Raw genomic sequence first — 15,635 nt, 5'->3', positions numbered from 1 at the left:
TCAGACGTCGATGTCTCCATCGAGAAGGTCCCATTGGTGGCCAATAGGAGTTGCTTCGGGGAACGCGCGATAGAAATTTCGCTCAAACTGGTCCCGAGAATTGCAGATGCTTCCGATGCCGATCACCTGCCATAAGTGCTGCCTTAGGGCGGGCAAGCCAATCTCATCCGACAGGAAAGAGTGCATCTTATACCGACGTCCCCCATTTGTGTAGACGACTGGATTCTTCTTATCGAGCTCCTCAAGGATCGCGCCTTTGCTGTGGGCTAGTGGCGCATAGATATATTTGCGCGTGAACTTTCCGAAGAACCTCGGCGTCCTTGTGCTATCTGGATCGATGCGTTTCAAACCGTATAGATTATAAATCATATCCAGGTATTTACGGGGAAATTCCTGCTCCCACTCTCGGCATTCATCGAGAATGAAGCGTTCAAAAAGGGCTTGGTATTCGCCGCGCCGATGATCCGGCGTGTACTGCACTGCTGCATCGACGAGTGCCGTGATGCCGAGCTTAGCAGCCGCTCGGATAATAACTTCGGCCCGCACGTAAAGGAAATACTGACTGCCATGCAGCTTTTCAGTTTGCTGAGCAGCGACAATCGCCTTGCAGCAATCGATCAGGGTGTCTGCCTCATAGCCGTCAGCCGTTACTCCCGCGTCCGTTTTTGAATCGAGTTCGATAATCTTGAAAAATATAGGGTTTTCGATCTTCTCCCATGTTTCATCGGGTATTTCGGATCGTACTCCCTTACGGGTCATGGTCCTTAGAAAGGCATTACCCCCGGAGCTTTTCAGCCCGAGAATATCTGCCATGCCCTTCTTAGAAATAACACGCCGCCCATCGCGGAGACGATAGGCATCGACGGAAATTTCGCCGATCGTGAGCGACCCAAGGTGGCTCGTCGTCGGGAGCGTATTGGGATCGTTGATCTTCGCCCAGCGCGCCTGTGCCGCCTGCTTCGCGATTTCGCGCCGTCGTTCCGTGGAGAGCGACTTCGCCCGTGCATCTCCGCCCGCTGATTGAATGCTGCGCGCCAACTGAGCCTCCATGCTTGCAATAGGACATTGATAAATATGCTTGCTGGGAATCGCAAGCATAGAATTGAAAAGAATCTCAGGCATGCTTGCAGCCCCTTACGCCTCCTGAAACCACTATCACCGCCTTACCCTCGGCGCCCGCTGAAGGATTGCGTGCTACTCTTGCCGGGACTCCCCGATTCTGACATATTCTGCCCACGGGATGGAGTGACTGGCGGCCATCCCGAGGATTATCCTGCCAGCATCATGTAGGTCCGGCCGAGGGTCGGGCAGTTGCTGTAGACCGCATTGGCGGCGCGCAGCGGACACCGCTTGCACATCCGCGCACAATTGCGCGGACCGCCGCTGTGCGAGCTGCAAATGACACTCCCAAAACCGAAGGACTTCTACGCGCGCGAAGTCGTGATGGCGCGCGTCGACCATCTCATCCGCCGCAAGCAGGGCGAGATCGAGCGCATCACGCGCATCCTGCGCGCCTTCTTCGATCCCGATCAGGTGCAGACACCCGAGCCGGGCCAGATCAGGCGGATCATCCTGATCGGCCCCTATGCGCGGCGGTCGTGGTATGAAGACGACCAGACGATCAACTTTTCCGATTACGAACTGTGGATCGTCGTCAATCATCCGCTCTTCAAAGAGGAATGTTGCTGGACTCGCGCCCGCGAAATCATCGGCAGCGAGCTTGGCGATCGCTGCGCGGTCAGCCTCGAACTCTATTCCCGCGCCGACATTCGCATCGCCAAGGCCGAGCGTGACACTTTCATCCTCGACCGGATCGAAGCAGGCATCACCCTTTACCGGGCCTCGCGCGATGCGCCGCTCAACGAGCGCGAACGCAAGGGAGTGCGGGCATGATCGCGCCCGCTTCGACCGCCGCCTTCGAGGACCTATATCGCACCGAGTATCGGCGCTTGTTGCGTAAGCTGCGGCGCGGGGTCGGCTCCGACGAGGCGCCCGATCTGGTGCAAGAGGTGTTCGTGCGCTTTCTGCGCAGCGAGGCGCTGGGCCGCGTGGAAAACCCGGCCGCCTATCTTTCCCGGATCACCCGCAACCTGCTGATCGATCGCACGCGCCGGAAACGGCACGGCATGCCGATCCTATTTCCTTTCGACGACGAGCGCGACGCGTCGTCGCGTGCCGACCAGACATGGCGGATCGAAGCGATCGACCTGTTCCGCCTCTATCGGCAGACCGTTCGCGCCATGCCGCCGAAGACGCGGCGGGTCTTTGTCATGCGCCGGGTGAAGCGCATGACCTACAAGGAGATCGCGGCGAGGCTCGATATCAGCATCGCGACCGTCGAATACCATATGGTGCAGGCCCTCGCGCGCTGCCGCGCTGCGGTTGCCGCACAATGGTGATCGGCACATATGTCGGGTGCGAGCCCGCCGCCGACGTTCGAGAACAGGCGGAAACTCGTGCCTCGCCCGGTTCGGGGACTGATTTCGCGGCCTTCTATCGCGCTGAGCGAGGGTGGTTGTTCCATTATTTCCGGAGGAGGATCGGGCGTGATGCCGCGCCCGATCTTGTGCAGGAAGCGTTCACACGGCTGCTTCGCAGTGGCGCGTTCGATCGGGTCGAATATCCGCGCCCCTATCTGGCGCGAATAGCGCACAATCTGCTGATCGAGCGAGCGCGCAAGATTATGCGCGAGGGAGGCACCGCCTGTCAGTTCGACGAAACCTGCGATGCACCCGTGGCGCCCGAGCAGGAACGGCATGTTGAAGCAATGGAATTGCGGAGGGCCTACCGGCGCGCGCTTCGCCCCCTGTCGCGAAAGACCCGGCGCATCTTCCTGATGCACCGCCTGCGCGGCATGACATATCGGAATATCGCCGACGAACTTGGGATCAGCAATAAGGCCGTTGAGAAGCATATCGGACGCGCACTCGCACGGTGTCGCAGAGTCGCGCTCGCGCATCGGGAATAGCATCGCGCATCCACTACTGCGTAATGCACTTGGGAGTCGGTTCGATTACCTCTGAAGGAAAAAATTCTCGGGGCCTAAGTGGGGGCACCCGAAGACCACGCTTAGATACATCTATTTGTAATTAAACTAAAAATCTTGATCTATTCGATTCCGGCTCGGCAGACAATTTCCCCGTCAGGCGATCAAACGCCATCCCACCACCACCAGCACCGCCGCCAGCAAGGGCTGAAGCACGCGGTCCGACGTGCGCGTCGCCAGCAGAGACCCGATCACGATGCCCGGCAGCGATCCTGCCAGCAGGTTGACCAGCAGCACCGGGTTGACGTTGCCGATCCACAAATGGCCAAGCCCGGCCACCAGGGTCAGCGGCACGGCATGGACGATGTCGGTCGCCACCAGCCGCTGCATCCGCATGCGCAGCGGGTAGAGCGCCAGCAGCAGCGTCGCCCCGATCGCTCCTGCCCCGACCGAAGTCAGCGTCACCATCGCGCCCAGCAACGCCCCCGCCAGCACGGTCAATGCCGGCTGCCAGCGGGTAAAGCGGTCGGCCGTGCCGACCCGGCGGGCCAGCGCCCATTGATGGAACCGCCCGCGCAGCAGGGTCGCGACCGCCGTGCCGATCAGCACCACGCCCAGCGCACCCGTGATCACGCCGGTCTTGATCTGCCCGAGATGCATCTGCGACAGGATCGCCAGGACGATCAGCGATGCGGGAATGCTGCCGATCATCAGGCGCTTTACCACATCATAGTCCGGGCCGCCGTCCGCGCCGCCCTGATGGTGGTGCACCGCGCCCCCGACTGCCTTGGTGATCGATGCGAACCACAGGTCGGTGCCGACCGCCGTGGTGGGCGCGACGCCGAACAGCAGGATCAGGATCGGCGCCATCAGCGATCCGCCCCCCACGCCGGTCATGCCAACCATCAGGCCGACAAAAAGGCCCGCGATCGCGTGCAACCAATCCATATTCCGCCCCAAACTCATTACGTCGTGAAATCGACCGACGTGTAAGGCCGAAAAACCATGCCAGCCAGCCCCCTTTTGGATTGGAAATTTATCGTCGCCAAAACAAATGCTGTTGAATGCATGAATGGCGCGATCCCCTCGACTTTCCGCGCCCGCCTCGTCTAAAGACCATTGGACAATGCGCCTTCATGGTGCATGGCGTCGTCGGCCCTTTTCGCCTCCCGGCCACCCAGCGGCATCCTGATATGAGCGGGTGGGAGGGGCAGAGAGCCGGCGCCGCATCGAAATTGGCTCTTTCGCGCATTTCCAAACAGGCTCTAAAGACAGGGGCATGATGAAGCTGTTCATTGGCAACAAGGCCTATTCGAGCTGGTCGCTGCGCGGCTGGCTGGCGTGCAAGCTGTCCGGCCTTCCCTTCGAGGAAGTGGTCGTGCCGCTTTATGACGAGGCATGGGAGAAGCGGCGCGAAGGCGACGAATTCGCGCCCTCTTCCGGCAAGGTGCCCATATTGTGGGACGGCGATGACATCGTCGTGTGGGACAGCCTGGCGATCGTCGAATATCTGAATGAAAAGTCGGGCGGCGACAGATTCTGGCCGGCCGATACCGCCGCGCGGGCCATGGCCCGTTCGATGGCGGCGGAAATGCATTCAAGCTTCGCCGCGTTGCGCCGCGAGCACAGCATGAACATCCGCCAGATCTATGCCCCCGTCCCGCCGTCCGAAGCGGTGACTCAGGACATAGCGCGCATCATGCAGCTCTGGGCGCAGGCCCGCGCCCGCCATGGCGGCGAGGGGGAATTCCTGTTCGGAGACTTCAGTGCGGTCGATGTGATGTTCGCGCCGGTCGTGACGCGCTTCATCACCTATCAACTGCCCGTGCCGCGCTTTGCGGAGGCTTATATGCGCGCGGTCATCAACCATCCCTGGATGCAGGAATGGATCGGCGGCGCCCAGGCGGAAGAATGGGTGATCGACAAGTTCGAAACACCGCCGCAATTGGGGTGAGGCCGGTTTTGGCCAATCCAAGACATTCCCCTCCCGCAGGCGGGAGGGGTTAGGGGTGGGTGCGAGCGCAGCGAGCTTCCAGCTTAGCCGTTGAAAACTCACGCTGATGTCGCGCCAGCCCACCCCCTAGCCCCCTCCCGCCTGCGGGAGGGGAATGTCCTGATTCCACCTAAGCCGGGCTTTTAGGGCTAAAGGCGTCCCAGAACGCGCGCTGTTTCCACGAATTCCTCGACGCTGACGGTTTCCGCGCGGCGTTGCGGGTCTATGCCGACCGCCTCCAGCGCTTCGAGGGCGCCGGGCAGGCCCTTGAGGCTCTGGCGCAGCATCTTGCGGCGCTGGCCGAAGGCGGCGGCGGTGAGGCGTTCGAGATGCTTCAACTGCACGCCTTCGGGGGCGGGTCTGGGCGTGATGTGGACGACCGCCGACATGACCTTGGGCGGGGGCGTGAAGGCGCTGCGGTGGACCTTCATCGCGATGCGGGCGTCGCTGCGCCATTGGGACAGCACGGCGAGGCGGCCATAATGATCGCCATTGGGTTTCGCCACGATCCGCTCGGCAACCTCCATCTGGAACATGAGCGTCAGGCTCGACCACCAGGGGAGTGGAGACCAGTCCGCGGAAAGCCAGCCGATGAGGAGGGCGGTGCCCACATTATAGGGCAGGTTGGCGATGATATGCGCGCCTTCGCCTGCCTCGGCGCGGGCGTCGACCGCCATCGCGTCGCCGGAAATCACCCGGAACTGGCCGGGAAAGGCCTCTGACAGTTCGGAAAGCGCGGGCAGGCAGCGCCGGTCGCGCTCGACCGCCACCAGCCTTGCCCCGGCGCGCAGGATCGCGCGGGTCAGGCCGCCGGGACCGGGGCCGACCTCGAAGGCGGGCTGATCCTCCAGCGGGCCGGGGATGGCCGCGATCCGGTCCAGCAACTGTTCGTCCAGCAGGAAATTCTGGCCGAGCGCCTTGCTGGCCTGCAATCCGTGGGCGGCGATGACGTCGCGCAGCGGCGGGAGCTTGGGCGGCGGGAGCTTGGGGCGGGTATCGGCGGCCATGAGCCTCAGCAGCCGGGGGTCAGCCGGGCGCGTGTCGCTTCGGCGGCCATCCTGATCGCGGCCATCATCGCGCTGGGATTGGCGCTGTCCTTGCCCGCAATGCCGAAGGCGGTGCCATGGTCGGGCGAGGTGCGCACGATGGGAAGGCCCAGGGTGATGTTCACCCCCTCGTCGAAATTCAGCGTCTTGATCGGGATCAGCGCCTGATCGTGATACATGCAGAGCGCCGCGTCATAGGTTTCGCGGGCGCGGCTGTGGAACAGGGCGTCGGCGGCGAGCGGCCCCTGAATGTCGTAGCCTTCCGCCTGGAGCGACTCCACGGCGGGACGGATGACGTCGATCTCCTCCCGCCCCAGCGCCCCGCCTTCGCCCGCATGGGGATTGAGGCCCGCGACGACCAGACGGGGACGGCCGATGCCGAAATTGCGCTGGAGCCCCTTTGCCGTGGTGATGGCGCGGGCGCGGATCAGGTCGACCGTGAGCACGGACGACACCTCTGCCAGGGGGATGTGGATGGTGATCGGCACGACCTTCAGCGACGGCCCCGCCAGCATCATCACGGCATTGTGGGGCGCGACGCCGCAGCGTTCCGCGATGAATTCGGTCTGTCCCGGATGGGTGAAGCCGACGCCGTAGAGCTGTTCCTTGCCCACCGGGGCGGTGACGATCCCGGCCGCCGAACCGCTGCGGGCGAGGCCGACCGCGACCTCCAGCGCCTGAAAGGCCGTGCGCGCGCCATCCATGCTGGGCGTGCCGGGCGTGATCTCGCCCGCCTCCGCCACCTGCAGGCATGGCAGGGCCTTGTCGAAGACCTCCACCGCTTCCTCCGGCGTGCTGACCGGCTCGACCGGGCCGAGCCAGACGGCGCGCAGGGACGCGGCGTCGCCCACGGCGAAAAAGGGCGACAGGCCCCGCGCCTCCCGCATGACCCAGCTTTTGGCGACGATTTCCGGCCCGATTCCCGCCGGATCACCGAGCGACACGGCGAATGGCGGCATATCCGCCGGATCAGTTATAGTCGATAACGGCATCGCGGCGGAGATCGCGCAGATAGATGCGGGCGCGCTTGTTGACCCGTTCTTCTTCCAACTGCGCCATGATCTGTTCGGCATTGGGCGCGGCGGCGGAGGAGGCTTCGTCACGGCCGCAGACGACCAGCACGCGCACGCCGTCGTTGATCGAGCCGAAGGGCGGCGTCGCCTCACCGACCTGGAGGTTCAGGAGGATGTCCTGCAATTGCGGGGGCAGGTCGCGCAGCTTCACATTGTCGTTGTCGACCACGTCGGCGCCGATCTTGCCGCCCAGTTCATTGGCCTGGCCGCAGCCCTTGATCGTCTTGACCTGCGCGGCGAAGGCGGCCGCCCTGGTGCTCGCCTGTTCCTTGGTCGTGCCGGCGGGGAAGCTGACGGAGAGCTGCTTGAGGCTGAGCAGCGCATCGCGCGGATCGGCGGTCAGCACCTTGCGCTTGTCCATGACATAGATGATCGAGACGCCGCCCGGCACGCCGATGGGGCCGGCGATCTGGCCGACCTGCATTTCGGCCGCCGCCTGCGCCAGTTCGTCGGGCAGCTGGACAGGGCGGACCCAGCCCAGATCGCCGCCGACCGCCGCCGTGGAGGCTTCGGAAAATTGCCGCGCATAAGCGGCGAAGCTGCCGCCCTGCTTGATCTGTTCGATGATGTTGCGGGCGTTCGCGATGATCTGCTGCTGGTTTTCCGGCGTGGCCGACAGGTAGATCTCGCCGATGCGGAACTCGTCGCTGCCCTTGGCCGCGTTCATGCGGTCGACCACCGATTTCACCTCATCCTCCGACACGTTGACGAAGGGCTGGATGTTGCGGCGGAGCAGGCGGCTCCAGGCCAGCTCGCCCTCGATCTGGCGCCTGATGCTGGCGGCGGAGCTGCCCTGCTGGCGCAGATATTGATCGAACTGGGCGGGAGACTGGCGGAAATTGGCCGCGACCCGCTCATAGCTCTGGTCGATCTCGGCCTTGTCCACCTTGATGTCGTTGGCGGCGGCTTCCTGGATCTGGAGCGTCTCGTCGATCAGGTTGCGCAGCACCTGGACGCGCAGCCTTTCCTTTTCCTCGTCCGACACCTTGCCGCCATTGGCCGTGATGATGAGGGCCAGGCGCTGGTCGACGTCCGTGCCGGTGATGATCCGGCCGTTGACGATGGCCGTCGCCTTGCGGACATTGGGGTCGCTCTTGCCGAAGACGGTCACATCCCTGGGCAGGTTGAGCTGTTGCGTGGCGACATTGTCATCGTCGGCGACCGTCTGGGCCAGGCTTCCGCTGACGCCGGTAGCCAGCAGCGCCGAGGACAGAAGCACGGTCCGCAGGCCCCTGTAGGCCGTGCTGCCAATGCGGGAAAACGGGGAAACGACAGGCTGCATCGTCGACAAAACTCTCCAATCGGTTCGGCACGAGATGCGCCGATCCGCCTTAACCGACCCTGAGCAGGAAGCGGGAAGGCTGATCCTTATATGCCAATATTGCGAAAAGCCAGCCGAAGCTGGAAGCTGTTGCCCTTTCGTGCGTCGCCCAGCACCTGATAGTCGCGCCGCCAGGTGAGGCCGAGCGTCAGGCAATCGTCTTCATAGGCTATCCCCAGACGATGGCGCACGGGTTCATAGCCATCCGCGACGGACAGCGGATCTTCCTTCGTGTCGGTCAGGTCGATGACGGTCGAGCCGAAGACCGACCAGAAGCGCGCGAACTGGACGCGGCCGCCCAGGCGCAGTTCCTCGCGGTCCTGCAAATCCTCCAGATTGAGGTTCGCATCGCGGTTGAGGCGCAGATAGCCGACCGTCGCATAGGTCTTGCGGCTGCCGATGGTGGCGTCGATCTCGTTGCGGCGGACCGACAGATTGTCCTTGTCCAGCCGGAAGCGGTGGGTGAAGCTGATGAAATCCTTGTAGCGGACGGTGGTGCGCCCGACGACGTCGGACAGGCGGTCCGACAGGCCGGTTCCTTCCGGCAGGATGCTCTCTCGCTTGTCGAGGCGGTAGCTTTGCCCCACCACGCTTTCCAGCGAGAAGTCCGGAAGCGACAGGCTATATTCCATGCCATAGGTGACGCGGGTCGAATCCTCGAACCGGTCATATCCGGAAAAGCGGTTGAGCGCGAAGAGGTTGCTGTCCTCCAGGTCGATGGCGCGCGCATCCTCATTGGGGACGGAGAGATTGGCGATCTTGGGCGCGGCGACGATCTGGACGCGGGGGGCGATGCGCTGCACGCCGCCGAACGCCTCGCCCATGAAGGGCCAGCGCATGTCGATGGCCGCCGCCGCGATGCCGCGCGCCTTCCAGCCCGGATCGCCGGCATAGCTGACGATGCTGTTCATCAGATTGTCGCTGCTGTGATAGACGTCGCCGCGCAAATAGGTGGTGAAGGTCAGTTCCTGACCCATCGGCGTCAGCTTGCGCAGGTTCCATTCGAAGGCGGCAAAGGCGCGCTGCGTGTCCTGGCCATGGGTGCGGGTGATGGCCAGGCTGTTCGCCTGGAACTGCGCCACGCCGCCCAGCAGCGGGTCCTTCATCCGCAGGCGATAGTCGATGACGGGCAGCGCAATCGGCATCTGCCCCTGCGAATCGCCGGTGCGCAGCGTCTGCACCGCCCAGCCGGCGATGGAGAAATAGCTGTTCTCCCCGATTCGCTGGGCGTTGAGCGTAGAACGCAGCCGGTCGTCCCGGCTGATGTCGTAGCGGCGCAGGAAGGTGCGGTCGGTCGCGGCGCGGATCGACCCGCCGATGCTCCATTCCGGCGTCAGTTGCAGCGCGCCGCTGGCGTCGAGATAGCCGCGGAAATCCCTTTCCGATCCCGCCGGGGTGGTGGAAGAGGCATTGCCGGTGGCGACGCGGCTGCCATAGGTCGCATAGCCGGTGATCTGGTAGGCGCCCCGGTCCCATAAGTGGCGGTAGTTGGTCTCCAGCATCGGCAGCGTGTCGGTATAGACATGCGGCGTGACGGTGAGATCGCGATTGGGCGCCAGCTTCAGATAATAAGGCAGCGCGACCTCGAACCCGTTGGTGCGGTCGTAGCGAAGATTGGGCACCAGCAGGCCGCTGCCGCCATTGTCGCCCACCGGATGGGAGAAGCCGGGCAGCGGGATCAGCGGCAGGCCGAACAGTTCCACGCTGGCATTGGTATATTTGACGCGGGCCTTGACCGGGTCATAGACGACCCTGACCGCCTTGATCTGCCAGGTGGGCTCCTTGGGGCAGCCCTCATGATCCTCCACCACGCAGCCGGTATAGGCGGCCTTGCGCAGCGTATAGACCCCGTTCACCCGCTGGCCGCTGGCGGCGGCCAGCCGCCCGCCCGATTGCAGCACCAGCAGCATGTTCTGGACCATGCCGTCCTGCAGGGAATCGGTGACGTCGAACCGGTCGCCATAGGCGATATTGCCTTCCGGATCGGTGACGGAGACATTGCCGTTCGCCTCCACCTTCCCCGTGGTGCGGTTCCAGACGACCTTGTCGGCGCGCAGCCGGTTGCCCTCCCGCAGCAACTGCACATTGCCGCTGGCGGTCACGACCTCGCTGTTGCTGTCATATTCCAGCGCGTCGGCGGCGAAGCCGATCTGTTCGTCGCTTTCGGGCACGGGGGCGTCGGGCGCGCTGATCGTCGCCTGCGGTTCCTGGAGTTGCTGGGCCGTGGCATGCGGGACGGCGACCAGGCACGGAAAGGCGGCGCCGGCGGCCAGGAGAGGTTTCAAACGCAAGGGGAAAGGGCTGTTCTGCAAAAGGATGGGGCCTCTTTGACGGGGCGCTTTGTTTCCCGCCTATCGCACTGCTTTGTCTGCGCTGCAATCGTCTCCGCCAAGAGTTTTGCGGGAAAATCAGTCGAACGGCTTTGCCAGACAGGGTAAGCCGCACTATCTGGCCATAGAGATACAAGCCTTGCAGGAAATAAAGGACCCTAGATGGAAATCGCGTTCAGCCCCGTCCGTCCCGAAGCCGATACGCTGGTCTTCGCCGTGCCGAAGGGCGGTTTCGACGCCTTGCCCCTGAGCGCCGCGCCCGTGCTGGCGGCGGGCGCCGCCGCGGCGCGCTTCACGGGCGAAGCGGGGTCGAGCTTCGAGAGCTTCGTGGAAGAGGGCGGCAGGGTGCTGCGCGTGGTGCTGGTCGGCACCGGCGCGGGCAGCGATGCGGATTATGAGCGAGCGGGCAGTGCGCTGACGGCGCGCCTGTCGACCAGCGGCGCGACCCATGCGGCGGTCGAATTCTTCGGCGGCGCGAGTGGGGACAAGGCGGCGGCGCTGGCCTTCGGCGCGTCGCTGCGCGGCTGGCGGATCGACACCTATCGCACGCGGCAGGCGGAAAAGGCCAAGCCGACGCTCAAGCAGATCACGCTGGTTTCGAGCGACGCCGGGGCGGCCTGGGAAAGCCGGTCGGCGGTCGCGGCGGGCGTGGCCTTCACCCGCGAGCTGGTGTCGGAACCGGCGAACATCCTCTACCCCGAAAGCTTCGTCGAGCGCTGCAAGCCTCTGGAGGAGCTGGGCGTCAAGATCACCGTGCTGGACAAGGCGGCGATGGCGGATCTGGGCATGGGCGCGCTGCTGGGCGTGGCGCAGGGTTCGGTGCGCGAGCCGCGCCTGCTGGCCATGGAATGGGACGGAACGGGTGGCGCGACCGAAAAGCCGCTGGTCTTCGTCGGCAAGGGCGTGACCTTCGACACGGGCGGCATTTCCTTGAAGCCCGGGCCGGGCATGGAAGACATGAAATGGGACATGGGCGGCGCGGGCGCTGTCGCGGGCGCTATCAAGGCGCTGGCCGGGCGCAAGGCGAAGGTGCGCGTCGTCGGCATTTGCGGGCTGGTCGAGAATATGCCGGACGGCAATGCGCAGCGGCCGGGCGACATCGTGACCTCCATGTCCGGGCAGACGATCGAGGTGCTGAACACCGATGCCGAAGGGCGTCTGGTGCTGTGCGACGTCATCACCTGGGCGCAGAAGACCTATGCGCCGGAGGTGATCATCGACCTTGCTACGCTGACCGGGGCGATGATCATCTCGCTCGGCAATGAATATGCGGGCATCTTCTCCAATGACGACGGGCTGGCCGACGATCTGATCGCGGCGGGCAAGGCGGCGGGCGACCAGTTGTGGCGCTTCCCGCTGGGCGACGCCTACAACAAGCTGATCGACAGCCCGATTGCCGACATGAAGAATATCGGGCCGCGCTATGGCGGGTCGATCACGGCGGCGCAGTTCATCAAGCGCTTCGTCGATGAGGGCGTGAAATGGGCGCATCTCGACATTGCGGGCATGGTCTGGGCCGACAAGCCCGGCGCGACATGGGACAAGGGCGCGACCGGCTATGGCGTGCGGCTGCTCGACCGCTATGTCGCGGACAAGTTCGAGAGCTGATCTTTCTTCCCGTTCGGTTTGATTTGGTCCGGACCGAGGGCAAGCATTGTCTGGCTAAAACCCCGCCCCGTTCGGGCTGAGCCTGTCGAAGCCGTTGGCCTCGCCGACCTTCGGTTCGACAAGCCCGGGGCGAACGGTTAGAGCGTGAAGAATGCAAGTCGATTTCTACCAGCTCAGCCGCGATCCGGTGGAACAGGTGCTGCCCGCCATAGCGGGCCGTATCCTGGGCATGGGCGAGCGGCTGCTGGTGGTGGCGCGCGAGCCTGAACGGCTGGAGCGAATCTCCGCCGGGCTGTGGGCGGGGCCGCCGGAAAGCTTCCTGGCGCATGGCCGGGCGGGCGAGGGCGGCGAATCGGTGCAGCCGGTGCTGCTGGCGCAGGATTGCCCAAGCGTCGATCTGACCGCCAATGGGGCACGGCATGTCGCATTGGCCGATGGCCTCTGGCGCGAAGAGGCGCTGGGTTTCGAGCGGGCCTTTTACTTCTTCGACGCGGAAACCGTCGAAGGCGCGCGGGCAAGCTGGCGCGATCTCGCCAAACGCGATGGCGTCACGCCACGATTCTGGCGGCAGGAAGGCCGCAAATGGGTGCAAGGTCCATAAGCATGGGCCAAAAATCAGCCCTCTTGCGATAGGCTGCGGCCCGGTCTAAAGGGCGCGCCAACTTATCCCAACAATTCGGAGCTTTTGAGCCTTATGGCCGTGACCCGCACCTTTTCGATCATCAAGCCCGACGCGACCCGTCGCAACCTGACGGGCGCCGTGACCAAGAAGCTGGAGGAAGCGGGCCTGCGCGTCGTCGCTTCCAAACGCATCCGCATGAGCCGCGAGCAGGCCGAGGGCTTCTACGCCGTGCACAAGGAACGCCCCTTCTTCGCCGATCTGGTCGCGTTCATGATCTCCGGCCCGGTGGTCGTGCAGGTCCTTGAAGGCGAGGACGCCGTGAAGCGCAACCGCGACATCATGGGCGCCACCAACCCCGCCAATGCCGATGAGGGCACCATCCGCAAGGAATATGCCGAATCGATCGAAGCCAATTCGGTCCATGGTTCCGACAGCGAGGAAAATGCCGCGATCGAGATCGCCTATTTCTTCAAGCCGGACGAAATCGTCGGCTGATCCGGCATAGTCGGATTGGAAACGGGCCGGGGGCGACAAGCCTGCCGGCCCTTTTCTTTTGGAATCTTGGGTGGGAACCGGATTTTAAGCCAGACCCCCTTCAAATGATCCAACCCGCCAAACCCGGAACCGGAATGACTTCACCCAGGATCACCCGTAACCCGATCGCCACAGGCCGACCAAAAAGCATCCTATTTTCGACCGAAACATGATTTCGGCCTGTCCTATTCCGCATCCACGGGCCTATCCCGCTTCCTTCCGTGAAACATCCGGTAAACCACACGCACCCGCCCACGCGCGCGTAGGCACGCGCGCGCATATGGTGTGAACTTCGGTGTAAAAGATTTGGGAGCAGTCCCGCGGAAACGGGTCAGGGCGTCTCGGTTTCCGCCGCCTTGGGCGCGGGCACCTTGTCCTTCGCGCTCAGCACCGTCGCGGGCGGCCCCTTCTCTATCGCCGCCGCCAGTTGTCCGACCGCCGCGCAGTTCACCTTGCACAGCCCCTGCGCCTGGGCGAGATTTTCCTTCGCCTTGGCAATGGCGCCCTTCTCGACCATCGCCTCGCCCTGACCGACCAGGGCCGCGACGTCATTGGGCTCCAGCAACAGCGCCTCGCGATACAGCCGGATCGCCTTGCCCTGCAATCCCTGGGCCCGCGCGACTTCGGCCAGCTCGATATAGGCCATGCGGTTGCGGGGATCGACCGCCAGCGCGCTCTCCAGCGCATCGGTGGCGCCCTGATAATTGCCCGCCTTGCGCGCTGCTTCGCCCGCCTTCTGCCACTCGATGGACAGCGGCGAAATCTGCGAATCCGGGCGCTGCGTCAGCCCGACGCTGGAAACGGTGGTCAACAGGACGGCCAGGGCGATCGAAGCGGGGGTAAAACGCATGCACAACTCCAGCCATGTTTCAGGCGCTGATTCCGTCCAAGTCTCGCGATTTTGCGGGCGCTTGTCCATCGACTCTTTCACGCCGTCCGTCGCAGCCGCGCGAAATAGAAACCGTCCGTCCCGTCATGCGCCGGCGTCAGCAGCAGCCCGTCGCCATGGGCACGGCCCGTCGGCACATCGACCGGTTCGGCCATCCATCCCTCATGCCGTGCCAGAAATGCCCGCACCTGATCCCGCCCCTCCCGGTCCGTCAGCGCGCAGGTAGCATAGACCAGCAGGCCGCCCGGCGCCAGCAAAGGCGCGGCGAAATCCAGGATTCGCGCCTGCTCCGCCACCAACCGGTCGAGCCGCGCGGGGGTCAGCCGCCAGCGCGCCTCCGGATTGCGGCGCCAGGTGCCGGTGCCCGAACAGGGCGCGTCGACCAGCACCACATCGGCGCGGCCATGCAGGCTTTGCAGCGCGCCCGCCTCATGCCCCTGATCCAGCAGCAGCGTCTCGATGAAGGTCGCCCCGGCCCGCTCCGCCCGCGGGTCGAGCCGCGACAGCCGCGACCGGATGGTGTCGGCGGCGATCAGCGTGCCCTTGCCCGCCATGGCGCTCGCCAGCGCCAGCGTCTTGCCCCCCGCCCCGGCGCAGAGATCGATCACGGTCATGCCCGGCTGCGCCCCGCAGGCGGCGGAGATCCATTGGCTGCCGGCATCCTGCACCTCGACCTGCCCCCATTTCCAGGGATCGCTCTGCTCGACCGGCGCGCCTTCGGGCAGGCGCAAGGCCTCGGGCAGGCCGGACAGACGCACCGCATCGGGATAGAAGGACGCCACCCTGTCCGGGTCGGCCTTCAGCCGGTTGATGCGCAGGTCGACCGGCGCCCGGCCCAACAGGGCCTCGCGCTCCACGGGCGCGGCCAGCAGAGGGTCGATCCAGCCGGGCACGACGCCTGCCGCCGTTCCCGCCTCGTCCGCGGAAATCGGCGCCGGCCCATGGGCCGATCCATTGAACAGTTCCGCCAGTTCCGGCCGCTCGCGGGCCAGCCCCACCATCGCGGCGCGCCCGCTTTCGGGCCGCTCGGCCGCGCGGCGCACGGCGTCATAGACATGATCGCGCACCGCCCGCCGGTCCCGCGATCCGGCATAGCGCCGATCCTTGAAATAGCGGGCAATCAGCGTATCCGCCGCCGGCCCGCCGTCACGCGCCGACGATATGATGGCGTCGAGCAACTCAATCGCGGCCTGGACGCGTGCGGACGGGGTCATGCGCTACTCCCCCATCACG

Annotated in this window: 15 protein-coding genes; 7 read left to right on the top strand and 8 right to left on the bottom strand. The window is 64.6% G+C overall.

What is annotated here, in order from left to right:
* Nucleotides 1-1,122 (bottom strand): P63C domain-containing protein, encoded by a 1,122-nt coding sequence (locus H5V43_RS01280; RefSeq protein WP_025549120.1) that lies wholly within the window; start codon nt 1,120-1,122, stop codon nt 1-3.
* Between the two features lie 204 nt (nt 1,123-1,326).
* Here H5V43_RS01280 and H5V43_RS01275 point away from each other — a divergent pair, with 204 nt between their 5' ends.
* The 3 genes from H5V43_RS01275 to H5V43_RS01265 are packed head-to-tail and all read left to right on the top strand — an operon-like array spanning nt 1,327 to nt 2,968.
* Nucleotides 1,327-1,893 (top strand): hypothetical protein, encoded by a 567-nt coding sequence (locus H5V43_RS01275; protein ID WP_244968643.1) that lies wholly within the window; start codon nt 1,327-1,329, stop codon nt 1,891-1,893.
* Nucleotides 1,890-2,399 carry a sigma-70 family RNA polymerase sigma factor gene (locus H5V43_RS01270; RefSeq protein ID WP_128830743.1) on the top strand — a complete coding sequence of 170 codons (510 nt, stop codon included), beginning with the start codon at nt 1,890-1,892 and terminating at the stop codon, nt 2,397-2,399. Before H5V43_RS01275 ends, H5V43_RS01270 begins: the two co-directional genes overlap by 4 nt.
* Nucleotides 2,393-2,968, top strand: coding sequence for an RNA polymerase sigma factor (locus tag H5V43_RS01265; protein ID WP_025549125.1), 576 nt, complete (start codon nt 2,393-2,395; stop codon nt 2,966-2,968). The genes H5V43_RS01270 and H5V43_RS01265 overlap by 7 nt, the downstream gene beginning before the upstream one ends.
* 174 nt (nt 2,969-3,142) lie before the next feature.
* On the opposite strand, the gene H5V43_RS01260 is transcribed toward H5V43_RS01265, so the two are convergent.
* Nucleotides 3,143-3,934 carry a sulfite exporter TauE/SafE family protein gene (locus tag H5V43_RS01260; RefSeq protein ID WP_025549126.1) on the bottom strand — a complete coding sequence of 264 codons (792 nt, stop codon included), beginning with the start codon at nt 3,932-3,934 and terminating at the stop codon, nt 3,143-3,145.
* A gap of 331 nt (nt 3,935-4,265) precedes the next feature.
* On the opposite strand from H5V43_RS01260, the gene H5V43_RS01255 reads away from it, so the two are divergent.
* A complete protein-coding gene (locus tag H5V43_RS01255) occupies nt 4,266-4,940 on the top strand; it encodes a glutathione S-transferase family protein (RefSeq protein ID WP_025549127.1) in 675 nt (224 codons plus the stop codon).
* A 188-nt stretch (nt 4,941-5,128) separates the two neighbouring features.
* Here the strand turns inward: H5V43_RS01255 and rsmA are convergent, their stop codons facing one another.
* The 4 genes from rsmA to H5V43_RS01235 all read right to left on the bottom strand — a co-directional run bounded on the left by rsmA (nt 5,129) and on the right by H5V43_RS01235 (nt 10,731).
* Nucleotides 5,129-5,986 (bottom strand): 16S rRNA (adenine(1518)-N(6)/adenine(1519)-N(6))-dimethyltransferase RsmA, encoded by an 858-nt coding sequence (gene rsmA, locus H5V43_RS01250; protein WP_025549696.1) that lies wholly within the window; start codon nt 5,984-5,986, stop codon nt 5,129-5,131.
* A gap of 5 nt (nt 5,987-5,991) precedes the next feature.
* Entirely contained in the window at nt 5,992-7,017 is a 1,026-nt protein-coding gene (gene pdxA, locus H5V43_RS01245; RefSeq protein ID WP_025549697.1) for a 4-hydroxythreonine-4-phosphate dehydrogenase PdxA, read from the bottom strand.
* Nucleotides 6,995-8,380, bottom strand: a complete 1,386-nt coding sequence (locus H5V43_RS01240; RefSeq protein WP_048578597.1) for a peptidylprolyl isomerase — start codon at nt 8,378-8,380, stop codon at nt 6,995-6,997. Before H5V43_RS01240 ends, pdxA begins: the two co-directional genes overlap by 23 nt.
* An 86-nt stretch (nt 8,381-8,466) precedes the next feature.
* Nucleotides 8,467-10,731 (bottom strand): LPS-assembly protein LptD, encoded by a 2,265-nt coding sequence (locus tag H5V43_RS01235; RefSeq protein WP_061936928.1) that lies wholly within the window; start codon nt 10,729-10,731, stop codon nt 8,467-8,469.
* Between the two features lie 180 nt (nt 10,732-10,911).
* Between H5V43_RS01235 and H5V43_RS01230 the strand changes: the two genes are divergently transcribed.
* From H5V43_RS01230 to ndk, 3 genes are all read left to right on the top strand, one after another.
* Nucleotides 10,912-12,357 carry a leucyl aminopeptidase gene (locus tag H5V43_RS01230; protein WP_025549698.1) on the top strand — a complete coding sequence of 482 codons (1,446 nt, stop codon included), beginning with the start codon at nt 10,912-10,914 and terminating at the stop codon, nt 12,355-12,357.
* Between the two features lie 151 nt (nt 12,358-12,508).
* Complete coding sequence (locus H5V43_RS01225; protein WP_025549699.1) at nt 12,509-12,958, top strand: DNA polymerase III subunit chi; 450 nt, start codon at nt 12,509-12,511, stop codon at nt 12,956-12,958.
* 93 nt (nt 12,959-13,051) lie between these two features.
* Nucleotides 13,052-13,474 (top strand): nucleoside-diphosphate kinase, encoded by a 423-nt coding sequence (gene ndk / locus H5V43_RS01220; RefSeq protein WP_007684133.1) that lies wholly within the window; start codon nt 13,052-13,054, stop codon nt 13,472-13,474.
* Nucleotides 13,475-13,844: 370 nt separating this feature from the next.
* Here ndk and H5V43_RS01215 read toward each other — a convergent pair whose 3' ends face one another.
* On the bottom strand, nt 13,845-14,363 hold the full coding sequence (locus H5V43_RS01215) for a tetratricopeptide repeat protein (RefSeq protein ID WP_044663058.1): 519 nt from the start codon (nt 14,361-14,363) through the stop codon (nt 13,845-13,847).
* 77 nt (nt 14,364-14,440) lie between these two features.
* Nucleotides 14,441-15,616, bottom strand: a complete 1,176-nt coding sequence (locus H5V43_RS01210; RefSeq protein ID WP_025549700.1) for an RsmB/NOP family class I SAM-dependent RNA methyltransferase — start codon at nt 15,614-15,616, stop codon at nt 14,441-14,443.
* Nucleotides 15,617-15,635: the final 19 nt, after the last annotated feature.

It is taken from the genome of Sphingobium fuliginis (assembly GCF_015074805.1).
GTDB lineage: Bacteria > Pseudomonadota > Alphaproteobacteria > Sphingomonadales > Sphingomonadaceae > Sphingobium > Sphingobium fuliginis.
This window is presented reverse-complemented; position numbering and strand designations above follow the sequence as displayed.